Raw genomic sequence first — 14128 nt, 5'->3', positions numbered from 1 at the left:
CGCGGGCACGCTCACCCGCGCAGCGACGGGAAGTCCGTGTCGGAGAATTCCTGCTGGACGCTGGTGGCGCCGCCGTCGGCCGCGTGGATCTCGTCCTCGCGCTTGCGCAGTTCCACCCGACGGATCTTGCCGGAGACGGTCTTGGGCAGGTCATGGAATTCCAGCCGGCGGATCCGCTTGTACGGCGCCAGGTGCTCGCGGCAGTGCTTCAGGATGGACTCGGCGGTCTCGGCATTGGGCTCGTAGCCCGCCGCCAGGATCACGTAGGCCTTCGGCACGGCCAGCCGGATCGGGTCCGGAGAGGGCACGACGGCCACCTCGGCGACGGCCGGGTGTTCGATCACCGCGGACTCCAGCTCGAAGGGGGACAGCCGGTAGTCGCTGGCCTTGAACACGTCGTCGCCACGGCCGACGTAGGTGATGTAGCCGTCGGCATCCCGGTCGGCGATGTCGCCGGTGCGGTAGAAGCCGTCGCGGAAGGCCTCGGCATTCTTGTCCGGGTCACCGTAGTAGCCCGGGGTCAGGCCGACGGGCCGCGGGTCCAGACGCAGGCAGATCTCGCCATGGTCGCCGATCTCGTCGGTGGCGGGGTCGATCAGCACGACGTCCATGCCGGGCAGTGGGCGGCCCATGGAGCCGGGCTTGACCTCCTGGCCCGGGGAGTTGCCGATCTGCACCGAGCTCTCGGTCTGGCCGAAGCCGTCGCGGATCCGGGTGCCCCAGCCCGTCTCCACCTGGGAGATCACCTCGGGGTTGAGGGGCTCGCCGGCGGCGATCAGCTTCTTGGGCGGGTTGGGCATCTGGGACAGGTCGGCCTGGATCAGCATCCGCCACACGGTGGGCGGGGCGCAGAAACTGGTCACGCCCTCCTTGGACATCTGCTTCATCAGCTTGCCGGCGTCGAAGCGGGAGTAGTTGTACAGGAAGACGGTGGCGCCGGCGATCCACGGGGCGAAGAAGTTGCTCCAGGCGTGCTTGGCCCAGCCGGGGGCGGCGACGTTGAGGTGCACGTCGCCGGGCTCCAGGCCGATCCAGTACATGGTCGAGAGGTGACCGACCGGGTAGGAGGTGTGGGTGTGCTCCACCAGCTTCGCCTTGGAGGTGGTACCAGAGGTGAAGTAGAGCAGCAGGGTCTCGTCGGCCAGGGTGGGCGCCTCGACGACGAACTCGGTGGGCGCATCGAAGGAGTCCGAGAAGCTCAGGGTGGGGTGGGCATCCTGGGCGGGGGGCTGATCGCCCACCTGGATCACGGTCAGCTCCTGCGGCACGTCCTGGAACTTGCCGGCATCCTCCGGGTTCACGATCACCCAGGAGATCTCCGCGCGCTCGGCGCGGTCGGTCAGGTCGGCCGGGCCCAGCATGATGGTGGTGGGGGCAATCACGGCGCCCAGCTTGATGCAGGCCAGCATGCTCTCCCACAGCTCCACCTGGTTGTGCAGCATGATCATCACCCGGTCACCACGCTTGACCCCGACGCTGCGCATCCACATGGCCAGCTGACTGCTGCGCTCCGAGAGCTGGGCGAAGGTGCGGCGGGTCTCCGGCCCGTCGGCCTCGACGATGATCAGGGCCTCGCGGTCCTTGGACTCCGGGGCGGTGGCCAGGTGGTCGAACCAGTCCAAGGCGAAGTTGAACTCCTCGAAGCGGGGCCACTCGAAGCTGGCCCTGGCCGCGTCATAGTCGGTGCGGACGCTGAGCAGATGGTCTCGGGCGGCCTGGAACTTCTCGGTATTGGTGGTCATCGGGGCTCCTGTCCGGTCGGGAGAGCGTGGCTGCGCTGCCACTGTGAGCTTTCTCACAGGAACTCTACTTTGATTTCAAACCAAATGTCGAGGGTTTCCGGCCAAAAATCTCAGCCCTGGCTCCCCGGCTTGTCAGCGCCCAGTCCAAACAGGATGACCTGTCCCAACTCGGTGTAGGCGCGGGCTGGATGGGCCCCCTGCAGCCGCCCCTGTTGGATCTGCTCCATGGCCAACTCGATCAACTGCGCGATGAAGTCCAGGGGTACGTCGCGGAACTCCCGGTCTGCGACGCCGCGCTCGATCAGCTGGCGGATCTTCTGGGTGGCGTGGTGGGTGTTGGTGTCATAGATCCCGCGGGTGGCCGGATGGGTTGCGACGTCGCGCATGAAGGTGGCCGACGCGGGCTCCAGGGCCGCGCCCATCGCCTCGAAGTAGGCCTGCAGCGCCCGCGCGGCGGAGCGCTGGCTGGTGAGCGCCAGATCCGTGCGACGAGCCACCTCCCGGAAGAAGCTGACCAGCACCCGGCGCAGCACGTCGTCGGCGGTGCGCCCCAGCGCATACATGGTGGACTTCGAGCAGTGGAAGCGGGCGGCGGCCTGGTCCATGGTGAAGTGCGCAAAGCCCTCCTGCAGGAAGGTGGTCAGCAGGGCGTCGAAGAGCTCGCGCTGGCGCGGGGTGGCGAGGGCGGGGCCAGCGCTCCCGGGTGTCTCGACGGGGGTGGCCGGGGCCGTGGCGGCGCTCGTGTGCGGCGGGGTCTGGGGCACGGAGGGGCTCCTGTGGCTGGTGGGTGATGGGTCTGCCATGAGTTGGACGGGGTCTTCCCATTGTGCCACTTTGGCAGTACGGTATTCGCATAGATCGTACAGTGTGACCAACTTCACAACCCAGCTGCACGACCCAGCTCAGCACAGTGCATCACCGGAACCCAGAGCCGAATCCAGTGGGGTGCGACGAAGCTCCTCACCAGCCGAGAGGAAGATCCATGTCAGCAATCGAGGGCGCTGCCCAGGACCGTACGTCGCATCTGGCGGGAATCGCCTTCCCCGAGGCCGACCTGCTGCAGGTGGCCGACCAGCTGGAGCCGGCCGAGCGCCAGCGGCTGGCCGAGCTGCACGAATTCCTGCAGACCGAGATTCGCCCCGTGGTGGGGGAGTACTGGGACCGGGAGCAGTTCCCCTTTGACCTGCTGCCCAAGCTGGCCGCGCATGGTCTGGGTGAGTTGGAGTTCTCCGGCGCGAGCCGGCTGTTCAAGGGGCTGGCCTATGCCGAGGTGACCCGCGCCGACGTCTCGCTCTCGGCCCTGGTGGGCATCCACAACGAGCTGGTGCTGGACCTGCTCAACCAGCTGGGTTCCGAGGAGCAGAAGCAGACCTGGCTGCCCGGTCTGCGTCAGTTCCAGAAGGTGGGCTGTTTCGCCCTGACCGAGCCGGACCACGGCTCCGATATCGCCGGCGGCCTGGCCACCACCGCCACCTGCACCGAGGATGGCTGGATCATTGACGGCCAGAAGCGCTGGATCGGCGGCGGCACCTTCTGCGACTTCGCGATCGTCTTCGCCCGGGACACCGCCGACAATGTGGTCAAGGGATTCATCGTCGAGTCCGACCGGGAGGGCTTCCAAGCCACCAAGATCAAGAACAAGCTGGGCCTGCGGATCATGCAGAACGCGGACATGGTCTTCGACCAGGTGAAGATCCCGGCCGAGAACCTGATCCCCGGCTGCGACTCCTTTGCCGCCACCAATGTGATGCTGCGCAATTCCCGCGCCTGGGTGGGCTGGCAGGGGGCCGGCGTGCAGCTGGCCATCTTTGACCGCGCCCGGGAGTACGCTGTCACCCGGGAGCAGTTCGGCAAGAAGATCGCCCGCTTCCAGCTGGTGCAGGAGGCGCTGAGCCGAATTGCCGGCAATGCCGCCTGCTCGCTGGCGATGATGGCCCAGATCGCCTGGCTGCAGACCAATGACAAGTTCGACATGCCGCACGCCGCCATGGCCAAGGCCACCGCTACTCGGCTGGCCCGCGAGTCCGCCGCCGCCGGCCGCAACCTGCTGGGTGGCAACGGAATTCTGACCGAGAACGAGGTCTCCAAGCTGCTGGCCGACGTCGAGATCCTCTACACCTATGAGGGCACCTATGAGATCAACTCCCTGATCGTCGGCCGCGCCATCACCGGCGTCTCGGCCTTCGTCTGAGCCGTCCCCGACGAGAACCAACCAGGAGCACATCATGGACATCACCACCCCCGCCTCCGCCATCGTCACCGGCGGAGCCTCCGGCCTGGGCGCCGCCACCGCGGCGGCCCTGGCCCAGCAGGGCCTGCAGGTCTTCGCGATTGACCTGCCCGCCGGGATCGAGAAGCTGCGGGCGGCCGGCGGCGAGCAGGCAGGCGTCACCTACCTGGGCGTCGACGTCACCGATCCGGCGGCGGTGCAGCAGGCCGTCGCCACCGCCCAGGCCGCTGCGCCGCTGAGGGTGGCGGTGAACTGCGCCGGGATCTGCCCGTCGGCCAGGATCGTCGGCCGCAAGGGCCCGCACGATCCGGGGCTGTTTGCCACCACCATCCAGGTCAACCTGATCGGCACCTTCCACGTGATGACGTTTGCGGCCGAGGCCATGGCCGGCAACGAGCCGCTCGACGAGGACGGTCAGCGCGGCGTGGTGGTCAACACCGCCTCGGTGGCGGCCTTCGAGGGGCAGGTGGGTCAGGCGGCCTATGCCGCGTCGAAGGGCGGGGTGTATGCCCTGACCATCACGGCGGCGCGGGATCTGGCCGGGGTCGGGGTGCGGGTGAACAGCATCGCCCCCGGTGTGGTCTGGACCCCGATGATGGAGGGCATCAACGAGGACTTCCGCACCGAGCTGCAGAACCGGGTGCCCTTCCCGCAGCGCTTCGCCAAGCCCGAGGAGTTCGCCAAGCTGGTGCTGTCCCTGGTGGACAACGACTACCTGAATGGCGAGACCATCCGGCTGGACGGCGCCCTGCGGATGCCCCCGCGGTGAGCTCTTCCTGAGCGCGTCGACGGGCGGTTCCTGAGCTTGTCGAAGGGCGGCCGCCGTGGTTGGTTCCGCAACCACGGCGGCTGCGGCATTCTCCGCTACAAACCCACCCCATGCAGGGGGGTCTTGGGGGCAGCATGCCCCCAGGGATCAGTGGTAGGGCTGGAGATCCCAGTAGGGGAAAACGGCCCGGGAAGTGGCATTGATGGCCGGGCAGGGCACCTCGGGGTAGAAGCGGTCCAGGTGGAAGTCGGCCAGGGCCGCGGCGGCTCCCTCGTCGCCCATGGTGGCCGAGGTCTGGTCCCGACGGACCCGTTCGGCCCAGTCCCGCGGCATCGGTCGGTCCGGCTCGACGGTCTGGTTGCCGACGGCGGCCACCAGGTGTGCCCAGGCCCGGGCGGCGGAGTCGCGCTGATAGCCGCCGCCACCCAGCGCCACCCACCGGCCCTGCGCAAAGCGATCCGCCCAACCCGCCGCGGCGCGTTGGCTGAGCGCCATGGCGTCCATCGAGATGTCCAGGTGGGTCAACGGATCGGCCCGGTGCGGATCGGCGCCGTGCTGGCTGATCAGGATCTGGGGTTTGAAGGCCCGCAGCAGGGGCGAGACGATGGCATTCAGCGCCCGCAGCCAGTCCAGGTCCTCGGTGTGGGTGGGTAGCGCGACATTGACCGCGGTGGCCAGGGCATCGGGCCCGCCGATCTCGTGGGCGAAACCGGTGCCCGGGAACAGGTGCTGGCCGGTCTCGTGCACGGAGATGGTGAGCACCCGCGGGTCATCCCAGAAGACCCTCTCCACCCCGTCGCCGTGGTGGGCGTCCAGGTCCACATAGGCCACCCGGTCAGCGCCGTGGGCCAACAGCCAGGAGATGGCCACATTGGCGTCGTTGTAGAGGCAGAAGCCGTGTGCCTGGCCGGGCATGGCGTGGTGCAGGCCGCCGCTGATGTTGACCGCGCGCCGGGTCCTGCCGTCCCAGACCAGCTGGGCCGCCGTCGCGGAGGCGGCGGCAATCCGGGAGGCGACGTGCGGCAGCCCCGGCACCACCGGATTGTCCTCGATCCCGATGCAGCGTTCCGGGTGTGGCTTGCCGTCGTTCAACGCCTGGATGTAGCCCTCCTCGTGCACCGGGCGCAGCAGATCGTCACTGGCCTGCCACGGCTCCACGATGTCGAAGCCGTCCAGCAGGCCCAGCTCGTCGGCCAGTTCCACCGCCAGCCGAACCCGGTCCGGGCCCATCGGGTGCTCGGGGCCGAAGCTGAAGCGTTCCAGCTCCTCGCAGTGCACCAGCACGGGGCGGGTGTCGGGTGCCGCCAGCGGGATGCTCACGTCGCCCTCCTGGCCAGCGGGTCACGTTCGGCGGGCAGCGGGACAATCCGCATCCGGGCGCCGACGATGGCGGTTCGGTCCCGGCCGGCGATCACCGGGGTGAGTTCCACCTCCGCCAGGGCCACCTGGTCATCCTTCAGCCGGGCGAGCCGGATCAGGGTGTCCTCGATGCTGTCCAGCCGGGCCGGGGGAGCGCCCCGGTAGCCGTGCAGCAGGCGCGCCGCGCGCAGCGAGTCCAGCATGGTGCGGGCGTCGGTGCGACGCAGCGGGGGCACGCCCCAGGCCAGGTCATCCAACAGGTCCGCCGGGGCACCCGCGACGCCGACGCAGAGCATCGGGCCCAGCACCTCGTCCTCGATCGCCCGCAGCGCCAGCGGGGTGCCGTGCTGGGTGGTGACCTGGACCACGGGCGCCAGCACCGTCGGGTCGCCGTCGGACAGCCCCAGGTCGGATGCCGTGCGGCCCAGCCCCTCCCAGGCCCGGCGCATCGCGTCGGCGTCGGTGAGGTGGAAGTAGATGGTGGGCAGGTCGGTGCGGCCGCGGACGCTGGGCGCGGTGGCCTTGAGCACCACGTCCCAGCCCAGGCCCTCGGCCGCCGCCACGGCCTCCTCCGCGGAGCCGACGGCCTGCCACGGCACCAGGTCGATGCCGTAGGCGGCCAAGATCTGGGAGCACTCCGCGTCGCTGGCCCAGCGCCCCTCGGGGCACTCCAGCAGGATGTTGGCGATCAGTGATCGGACCTCCATCTCCCGCCCCTCGTAGACCTCGTCGTCGGGGTGCGGACGCTGCCGGGCGCGACGCTCCTCGTTGTCGACGATCAGGGAGATGGCCCGCAGCGCGTCGGCATAGGCGGTGAAGCAGGGCAGGCCCCCCGGCAGGTCCGGCCCGGTGGCCGTCTGGGCCGGGTCCCGGAAGCCGACGAAGACGCCCACCACCGGTGTCTCGTGGCCCCCGGCGGCCAGCTCGGCCAGCCCGTCGCGGACCAGTTCCAGCACCGGGTCCACCACCTCCACCACGCCCACCACCACGGCGTCCACCTCGGGATCGGCGACGGCCCGCGCCGCGGCGGCCTCCAGCGCCCCGGTGCTGGGGTGCTCGTGGATGGTGACCGGATCACCCGGCTCGAGCCCGAAACGCACGGCCGCCTGACGCATCTGGTGGGCCAGTCCGGTGGAGTTGGAGATCACCCGCACCCGTCGTCCGGGGGGAACGGGCTGTCGGGCCAGGATCTGCGCGACGTCATACATGGTGTCGCGGCGGCTGCACACGATGGCGCCGGAGTTCTGGATCACCTGGTCCAGCGCCGTGGCCGGGGCCGACGGCAGGCCCGGGACGTCGGACTCGGCGCTGAGCAGGGCGCGCGACGGGGTGAAGACCACCACGTGTTTGGCCAGCGCCAGCCGACGCAGCACCCGGAAGAACTTGCGCGGATTGCCCACCGAGTCCAGCGAGAGCAGACAGACCCGGGTGCGCTCGTCGTCGGACCAGTACTGCATCACGTCATTGCCGGTGACATCGGCGAAGGCGCCGGTGGCAATGAAGGAGCTCAGCCCGATGCCGCGTTCCAGGGCCCGGGAGAGCACGATGGTGGCCACTCCGGCGCTCTGGGTGAACAGCCCGACGCTGCCCTGACGGGGCGGGCTGGCGGGGGAGGCGTTGAGCTGCAGCTCGGGATCCGTGTTCACCAGCCCCAGCGCCGACGGGCCGAGCGCCCGCAGGCCGTGGGTGCGGGCCCAGGAGACCAGCTGGCGGGCGTGGTCGTGGTCCAGCTGGGTGGAGCGGTCGCTGGCCAGCACCAGGATGCCCCGGGCGTGCTTCCGGGAGGCCTGCTCGATCAGTTCTTCCAACTCGCTGGTGGCGGCCCGCACCACCACCAGGTCCACATCGCCGTCGATCTGGGACAGTGCGCGGGTCTGGGCCTGGGTGGAGCCGTCGGCGCCGGTGGTCACCACCAGCTCACCCCGGTAGCCACCCTGCACCAGGTTGGCGGCAATGTCCTTGACCCGCATCACCTCGCCCACGACGGCCACTCGTCGCGGCTCCAGCAGCCCCCGGATCGCATTGCTCTCCGCCTTGTGCTCCCGCTGTTCCATCACGGCCCGGGACTGGTCGGTGGCGGCCAGCGGGAAGTCCACCAGGATGCAGCCGTCGGCCATCTCCGGACGCACCACGTAACCGGCATGGGTGAAGACCTGCAGCATCTTGCGGTTCTGGGTCAGCATCTCCGCGGTGAACCGCTCCACCTGGCACTCCCGGCCCACCTCCGCCAGGTGCTCCAGCAGGATGTTGGCGGCGCCGCGGCCCTGCTGGTCGTCCTGCACCAGGAAGGCCACATTGGCCACCCGGGCCGGCAGCAGCTGGTCCAGCACCTCGTAGTTGGCGAAGGCCACCATCTGTTCGTCGACGGCCAGCATCAGCGCCACCCGGTCCCGGTCACAGTGGGTGTAGTCGTGCAGCTCCTTCTCGTTCAGCTGGGGGTGCGCGGCAAAGAAGCGCAGGTATTTGGACTGTTCCGAGACCCGGCCGTAGAAGGCGATGAGTTCCTCCCGGTCGTCGGGGGTGAGGGGGCGCAGCTGGGCGATTCCGCCGTCGGCCAGCACGACGTCGGCCTCCCAGTGGGTCGGGTCGATGACGGGCTCCGGTGACCTGGTCATGGGCCAAGGCTAGGGGCCTCGACTGCGGCTGTCACTGGGCCGTCCCGGGAGGTGGGCCGGGGTGCGACGGCGCCGATTTGTGCCCGCTGTCGGATTCCTCTATTGTTCTGCGAGTCGCCTTCACGGCCCCCGGGTCGGGAAGAGGACGAAGTCGGGATCTGATTTGAAACCGGTTCACCGATCCGGTAGATTTGATCGTCGGCAAGCCCCTATAGCTCAGTTGGTAGAGCGTCTCCATGGTAAGGAGAAGGTCAGCAGTTCGATTCTGCTTGGGGGCTCTGATTGTTCACGGACGGCCGTTGACCCAGCGGCTCGGGTGACCGAACGGTCCGCGAGCAACTTGGCGGGGTAGCTCAGGGGTAGAGCAAGCGGCTCATAATCGCTGTGTCGCGGGTTCGATTCCCGCCTCCGCTACCAAGACCGATCCAGCACTGCCAGCCGGCAGCACGCGCCACGCACACGAAGGAACGACCATGGCCAAGAAGGGCGGGGACATTCGTCCCAAGATCACGCTTGCCTGCACCGAGTGCAAGGAGCGCAACTACATCACCAAGAAGAACCGTCGGAACAACCCCGACCGTCTTGAGCTGAAGAAGTTCTGCCCCAAGTGCACCTCGCACACCGCTCACCGCGAGACCCGCTGAGCACACCCAGGCACTCAGAATCTGGCCGTCACCCCACCGGGTGGCGGCCAGTTCTGCGTCTCGGGTCGAGAATGGGGAAGGTTCGGGCTCCCGGGAGAGCCCGAACCTTCCCCATTGCTGTGATGGATTGTCTCGACGGACCGTTCGGGCGGGTCAGCGGCGGATCACGCGGCCCAGGTTGGCGAAGACGGTCTCGCCGGTGGCGTCCTTGACCCCATCGTTGTCGGTGACGACGTAGACATTGCCCCGACGGTCAATGGTCATGCCCTCCAGCTTCTCCTGGGTCCAGCCATTGCCGGCCCGCAGGGTGGGCAGCACGTCCACGGCCAGCCGCTTGGCCAGCACCGGCAGCTTCTGGCCGTCGGCGACCCCCTTGCTGGTCAGCTTCACGGTGTAGATCCGCTTGACCTTGGCGTCGGGGCCGTTCATCTTGTCCCGCTCGATCACGGCCAGGGTGTCACCGTTGACGGTGGTGACCTCGCTCAGGCCCAGCCAGTCGCCCTTGGTCTTGGTGGTGCCCAGCCGGTAGCCGTAGAAGGTCCAGCTGCCCTTGGCGATGTCATAGCGGCCGATCCGCGTGACGTCCTCGCCCTTGGCCTCGCGCTGGAAGGCGACGTAGAGCACCTTGCCGTTGGTGCTGCCGCTGACGCCCTCGATGCCCTGCTTGCCCAGCTTGGCGGCATAACCGGCCGGGATCGTGACCTCGCGCAGCACCGCGCCCCGGGCGTCGGTCTCCACCAGCCGGTTCTCCGGGCCGGTCTCGCCCTCCACACCCAGCCAGAAGCCCTTGCCGTCGCGCTTTCGCCAGATGCCCTCGACGTCATAGCTGGCCTGCTTGCCGGCCTTGGTGACGGGGATGGTGCCGGTGATCCGGGCGGGCCGCGCGGTGGCGTCGATGGTCAGGATCCGGGTGTTGGCATAGGCCGAGTCGGTGACGCTCCACAGCCTGCCGGGCTTGCGGGGGTCCGCGGTGAGGGCGCCCAGCGCACCCCAGCCGATCCTTTTGTTGGCCGTGATCTGCGGGTAGCGCCGCAGCTGCGCCTGCTTGCCCTGGGCCGAGGAGCGGGTGAGGCGGTAGAGCTGCACGCTGGCCCGGATGTTGTTCTCGGCCTCGTCCACCTCGCTGGAGACCACCAGCAGGTTGCGCGACGGGATCGGCAGGATGCCCTCGGGGCCATTGGTGGAGGCCAGCATCTGCAGGTACTTCGGCTGGGCGGGATTGCTGACGTCGTAGACCGCCACCACATTGGCCCGCTCGGTGCCGACGAAGGCGTAGCGCCGGCCCTGGAAGGTGGCCACGGCCAGGCCCTCCGGCTCCACACCCTTCTTCTCGGCCCGGGCCTCGGGCCAGTTGCCATTGTCAATCACGTGCCGTTCCAGGCTGTTGCCGGCATCCCAGACCACCTTGCCCGTCCGCGAGTCGAAGATGGTCCAGGCCCGGGTGCCGCCCTTCCAGTCGCCCTCATTGGCGGTGGCCACGTAGCGGTTGTCGATCCAGCCGATGGAATCGGGCTCGCGCGGGGCGGTGATGCTGCCGGTGGGGTTGATCACCTTGTCCTTCTTGACGTCGACGCCCTTCACTGTGGCCGTACCGGCGCTGAAGGTCTTGACCACCTTCTGCCGGCGGTGGTCGATGATCGCAATCTGGTTGTTCTCCTGCAGGGTCAGCGCGGTGTACCTGCCGTTCGGGCTGATCTTCACGTACTCCGGCTCCGGATCGGTGGGCGCCACCATGCCGCGCAGGCCGGTCAGCGGGGTGCGCTTGACCCGCCACGTCTTCACCGGACTGTCCAGCCGGATCGACGCCAGATAGCCGGCCGGGGTCTGGGGCAGGTCGCCCTCATCGCCGCCCTTCGGGGTGGCTTCCTCGTCGCGCTGGTTCTCGATCGCGATGGTGGCCCACCGCCCGTCGGGGGAGACATCGATGGAGTCGGGCTGGCCGCCCAGATCCACCTGGCGCAGCAGCGTGCGGGTCCTGGCATCCAGCACCAGCAGCACGCCCTTCGGGCTGGAGAACTTGCCGTCGGTGCGGTCCACGCACACCAGGATCTTGTTGCCGGTGGCGTAGACGCTGGTCGGCTCTCCACCCACCGCGACGGTGCCGCGCGGCTTCGGCTTGCCGGGAACCCGGATGTCCACGAAGCCGATCCGCTTGCCCGCGGAGTCGGTGTACACCACGGTTCGGCCGTCGGGGGTCACGGTGGAGATCTCGGCCACCGCCGCCTCGGACTTCTTGCCGTTGAGGTAGGCCGGCATGGTGGCCACCCGCTCGAAGGCGCCGGCCCCGGGCGTGGGCCGCGGGGCCGGGCGGCGGGCCTCTGCGGTGGGGGCGGTGACGATCAGGCCGCAGGTCAGGCCGGCGGCGGCGACGATGCCGACCGCGGCGCGCAGGCCCCGACGAGTGGTGGTGCTGGGCACGATGTGTCTCCCTTGGTGGTGTTGTGATGCCCACGTCGGGCACCGGCGTGGACGGGGGACAGGCTCTCAACAGCGGATGAACCCTGGAAGACGGTCAGGCGGACCACTGGTGAACTGGCGGCCACGGTGCGGCCCGGTAGCCTTGGGGCCATGCCGATCACCCCTGAGCACGTCGGGCGCAGCTACCCGCCCACCGCCCCCTACCGGATCAGTCGAGCCAAGATCGCGGAGTTCGCCGCCGCGCTCGGCGGTGCCGAGGGTGGCGACCCCAACCCCGCCTATGCCGGTGAGGCGCCCGTCGCCCCGCCCACCTTCGCCATCGTGCTGGGAGCCCAGGCCTGGGAGACGCTGTTCGGTGACCAGGAGCTCGGTCTGGCGCTGAGCCGCACCATGCACGCTGACCAGCGCTTCGACTTCCAGCGGCCGCTGCGCGAGGGCGACGAAGTTGTTGCCCAGCTCACCATTGACAAGGTGCGCAACCGCGGCGCCATGGACATGGTCGGCGTCCGGGTGGACGTGCGGACGGTTGCGGGTGAGCCGGTCTGCACCGCCACCAGCCAACTCATCCACACCCGCCCCGAGGGAGGACAGGAATGAGCTTCGACCCCAGCACCGTCGCCGTCGGAGACCGGCTGCCGGACCTGGACGTTCACATCACCCGGGAGCGGATCGTGCGCTACTCGGGCGCCTCGACGGACCTGAACCCGATCCACTTCTCGGACCGGCATGCCCGGGCGATCGGGCTGCCCGGCGTGGTGGCACACGGCATGTGGACCATGGGGACCGCCCTGCGGGTGGTGACCGACTGGTGCGAGGACCCGGCCCGGGTGAAGAGCTACTTCGTTCGGTTCACCCGTCCGATCCAGGTTCCCGACGACGACCAGGGCCTGCTGGTGCAGTTCGGCGGCACCGTGACCGCCGTCGCCGACGGGATGGCCAGCGTGGCCCTGACGGCCACCTGCGTTGAGGACAAGGTCTTGGGCGCGGTCACGGTGGAGGTGGCGTTGTGAGTGGGGAGCAGGATTCGGGGCTGATCAACCTGGTGGACGACGACTACGGGCAGAACGACGACAATGCGTGCGACATGTGGCACGTCGACGCCCCCCTCACCCCGCGGGAGCCGGTGGGCGATTCGGTGGAGTTGGCCGACCACACCACCTTCCGGGTGGGCGGGCCGGCGCGCAAGCTGGTGGTGGCCACCACCGAGGCCGAACTGGTGGCCGCCGTCCGGGAGGCCGACCAGGCGGGGGAGCCCCTGCTGGTGCTCTCCGGGGGATCCAACCTGCTGGTGGCCGACGAGGGCTTCGGGGGCACCGTCGTGAAGGTGGCAACGCGCGGGATCAGCGCGGACGTGGCGGGCTGTGGCGGGGCCGTGGTCACCGTCGCCGCGGGTGAGGTGTGGGATGACTTCGTCGCCTTCACCCTGGAACAGGAGTGGTACGGGTTGGAGACGCTGTCCGGGATTCCCGGGCTGGTGGGCTCCACCCCGATCCAGAATGTCGGCGCCTATGGCAGTGACGTCTCCCAGACCATCTACCGGGTGCGCACCTTGGACCGCCAGACGGGGGAGTACCGCACCTTCACCAATTCCGAATGTGGCTTCGGGTACCGGGATTCGGTCTTCAAGCGCACCCGGATGCCCGACGGGGGCCCGACCGGACGCTATGTGGTGCTGGAGGTGATGTTCCAGCTGGAACTGGGGAATTTCTCGGCCCCCATCCGCTACCAGGAACTGGCCAGCCGGCTGGGCGTCGAAGTGGGCCAGAAGGCCGAGACCAAGAAGGTGCGCCAGACCGTGCTGGCGCTGCGGTCCGGCAAGGGCATGGTGAGCGATCCGGCCGATCACGACACCTGGAGCGCGGGCAGCTTTTTCACCAATCCGATCCTCGACGAAGGTCGGGCTGCGACGCTGCCCCCCGAGGCCCCGCGCTTCGCGGCCGGCCCGGGGCTGGTCAAGTCCTCCGCGGCCTGGTTGATCGACCATGCCGGCTTCGGCAAGGGATTCTCGGTGGGTGAGCGGGCCAGCCTGTCCACCAAGCACACCCTGGCGCTCACCAACCGGGGCGGCGCCAATGCTGAGGACTTGCTGGAACTGGCCCGGGTGGTGCGCGACGGGGTGAGCGAGCGCTACGGCGTGGTGCTGGAACCGGAGCCGGTGCTGGTCGGGTGCCGGATCTGAGCGTGAATTCCCCACCCGCCGGGGTGTGATCCGGCCTCCGAGCGGGGCCGCTGCCCAGCTGGCCGTCACCCCGGGGATCCCCCGACGGGTGACGGCCAGTTGGTCGCATGGCCATCTGAACTCGCCCCAAATATCCCGTAGGGTCAGGGATGTCGGCCGCCTGAACAGGTGG

Annotated in this window: 11 protein-coding genes and 2 tRNA genes; 8 read left to right on the top strand and 5 right to left on the bottom strand. The window is 69.1% G+C overall.

The annotated features are described in order from the left end of the window. Positions 1-11: 11 nt before the first annotated feature. Positions 12-1742 (bottom strand): AMP-binding protein, encoded by a 1731-nt coding sequence (locus AAEX60_RS09855; RefSeq protein WP_342103086.1) that lies wholly within the window; start codon positions 1740-1742, stop codon positions 12-14. A gap of 110 nt (positions 1743-1852) precedes the next feature. Next, entirely contained in the window at positions 1853-2506 is a 654-nt protein-coding gene (locus AAEX60_RS09850) for a TetR/AcrR family transcriptional regulator (protein WP_342103084.1), read from the bottom strand. Between the two features lie 218 nt (positions 2507-2724). Between AAEX60_RS09850 and AAEX60_RS09845 the strand changes: the two genes are divergently transcribed. Together AAEX60_RS09845 and AAEX60_RS09840 are read left to right on the top strand one after the other, a co-directional pair. Continuing rightward, a complete protein-coding gene (locus tag AAEX60_RS09845; protein ID WP_342103081.1) occupies positions 2725-3933 on the top strand; it encodes an acyl-CoA dehydrogenase family protein in 1209 nt (402 codons plus the stop codon). 34 nt (positions 3934-3967) lie between these two features. Next, positions 3968-4741, top strand: a complete 774-nt coding sequence (locus AAEX60_RS09840; RefSeq protein WP_342103078.1) for an SDR family oxidoreductase — start codon at positions 3968-3970, stop codon at positions 4739-4741. A gap of 147 nt (positions 4742-4888) precedes the next feature. Here AAEX60_RS09840 and AAEX60_RS09835 read toward each other — a convergent pair whose 3' ends face one another. Together AAEX60_RS09835 and AAEX60_RS09830 are read right to left on the bottom strand one after the other, a co-directional pair. Beyond that, entirely contained in the window at positions 4889-6061 is a 1173-nt protein-coding gene (locus AAEX60_RS09835; protein WP_342103077.1) for an acetoin utilization protein AcuC, read from the bottom strand. After that, complete coding sequence (locus AAEX60_RS09830; protein WP_342103075.1) at positions 6058-8715, bottom strand: GNAT family N-acetyltransferase; 2658 nt, start codon at positions 8713-8715, stop codon at positions 6058-6060. The genes AAEX60_RS09835 and AAEX60_RS09830 overlap by 4 nt, the downstream gene beginning before the upstream one ends. A gap of 205 nt (positions 8716-8920) precedes the next feature. Here AAEX60_RS09830 and AAEX60_RS09825 point away from each other — a divergent pair. From AAEX60_RS09825 to rpmG, 3 genes are all read left to right on the top strand, one after another. Beyond that, a tRNA-Thr gene (locus tag AAEX60_RS09825) sits at positions 8921-8993 on the top strand. A 64-nt stretch (positions 8994-9057) separates the two neighbouring features. Further along, positions 9058-9132 (top strand) — tRNA-Met (locus tag AAEX60_RS09820). 56 nt (positions 9133-9188) lie between these two features. Then, positions 9189-9359: a 50S ribosomal protein L33 gene (rpmG, locus tag AAEX60_RS09815; protein WP_342091969.1), complete on the top strand. Its 171-nt coding sequence runs from the start codon at positions 9189-9191 to the stop codon at positions 9357-9359. Between the two features lie 153 nt (positions 9360-9512). Here rpmG and AAEX60_RS09810 read toward each other — a convergent pair whose 3' ends face one another. Continuing rightward, the gene (locus tag AAEX60_RS09810; RefSeq protein WP_342103074.1) at positions 9513-11777 is read right to left on the bottom strand and encodes an esterase-like activity of phytase family protein; all 2265 of its coding nucleotides are present in this window, start codon (positions 11775-11777) and stop codon (positions 9513-9515) included. 150 nt (positions 11778-11927) lie between these two features. Here AAEX60_RS09810 and AAEX60_RS09805 point away from each other — a divergent pair, with 150 nt between their 5' ends. From AAEX60_RS09805 to AAEX60_RS09795, 3 genes are all read left to right on the top strand, one after another. Further along, positions 11928-12374 carry an FAS1-like dehydratase domain-containing protein gene (locus AAEX60_RS09805; protein WP_342103073.1) on the top strand — a complete coding sequence of 149 codons (447 nt, stop codon included), beginning with the start codon at positions 11928-11930 and terminating at the stop codon, positions 12372-12374. Continuing rightward, positions 12371-12787: a MaoC/PaaZ C-terminal domain-containing protein gene (locus AAEX60_RS09800; protein WP_342103071.1), complete on the top strand. Its 417-nt coding sequence runs from the start codon at positions 12371-12373 to the stop codon at positions 12785-12787. The genes AAEX60_RS09805 and AAEX60_RS09800 overlap by 4 nt, the downstream gene beginning before the upstream one ends. A gap of 74 nt (positions 12788-12861) precedes the next feature. Further along, the gene (locus AAEX60_RS09795) at positions 12862-13956 is read left to right on the top strand and encodes a UDP-N-acetylmuramate dehydrogenase (RefSeq protein ID WP_342103163.1); all 1095 of its coding nucleotides are present in this window, start codon (positions 12862-12864) and stop codon (positions 13954-13956) included. The last annotated feature ends 172 nt before the right edge of the window (positions 13957-14128 follow it).

The organism is Luteococcus sp. H101 (assembly GCF_038433155.1).
Classification (GTDB): domain Bacteria; phylum Actinomycetota; class Actinomycetes; order Propionibacteriales; family Propionibacteriaceae; genus Luteococcus.
Note: the sequence above shows the minus strand (reverse complement) of the source record. Positions and strands in the feature narration are given on the sequence as shown.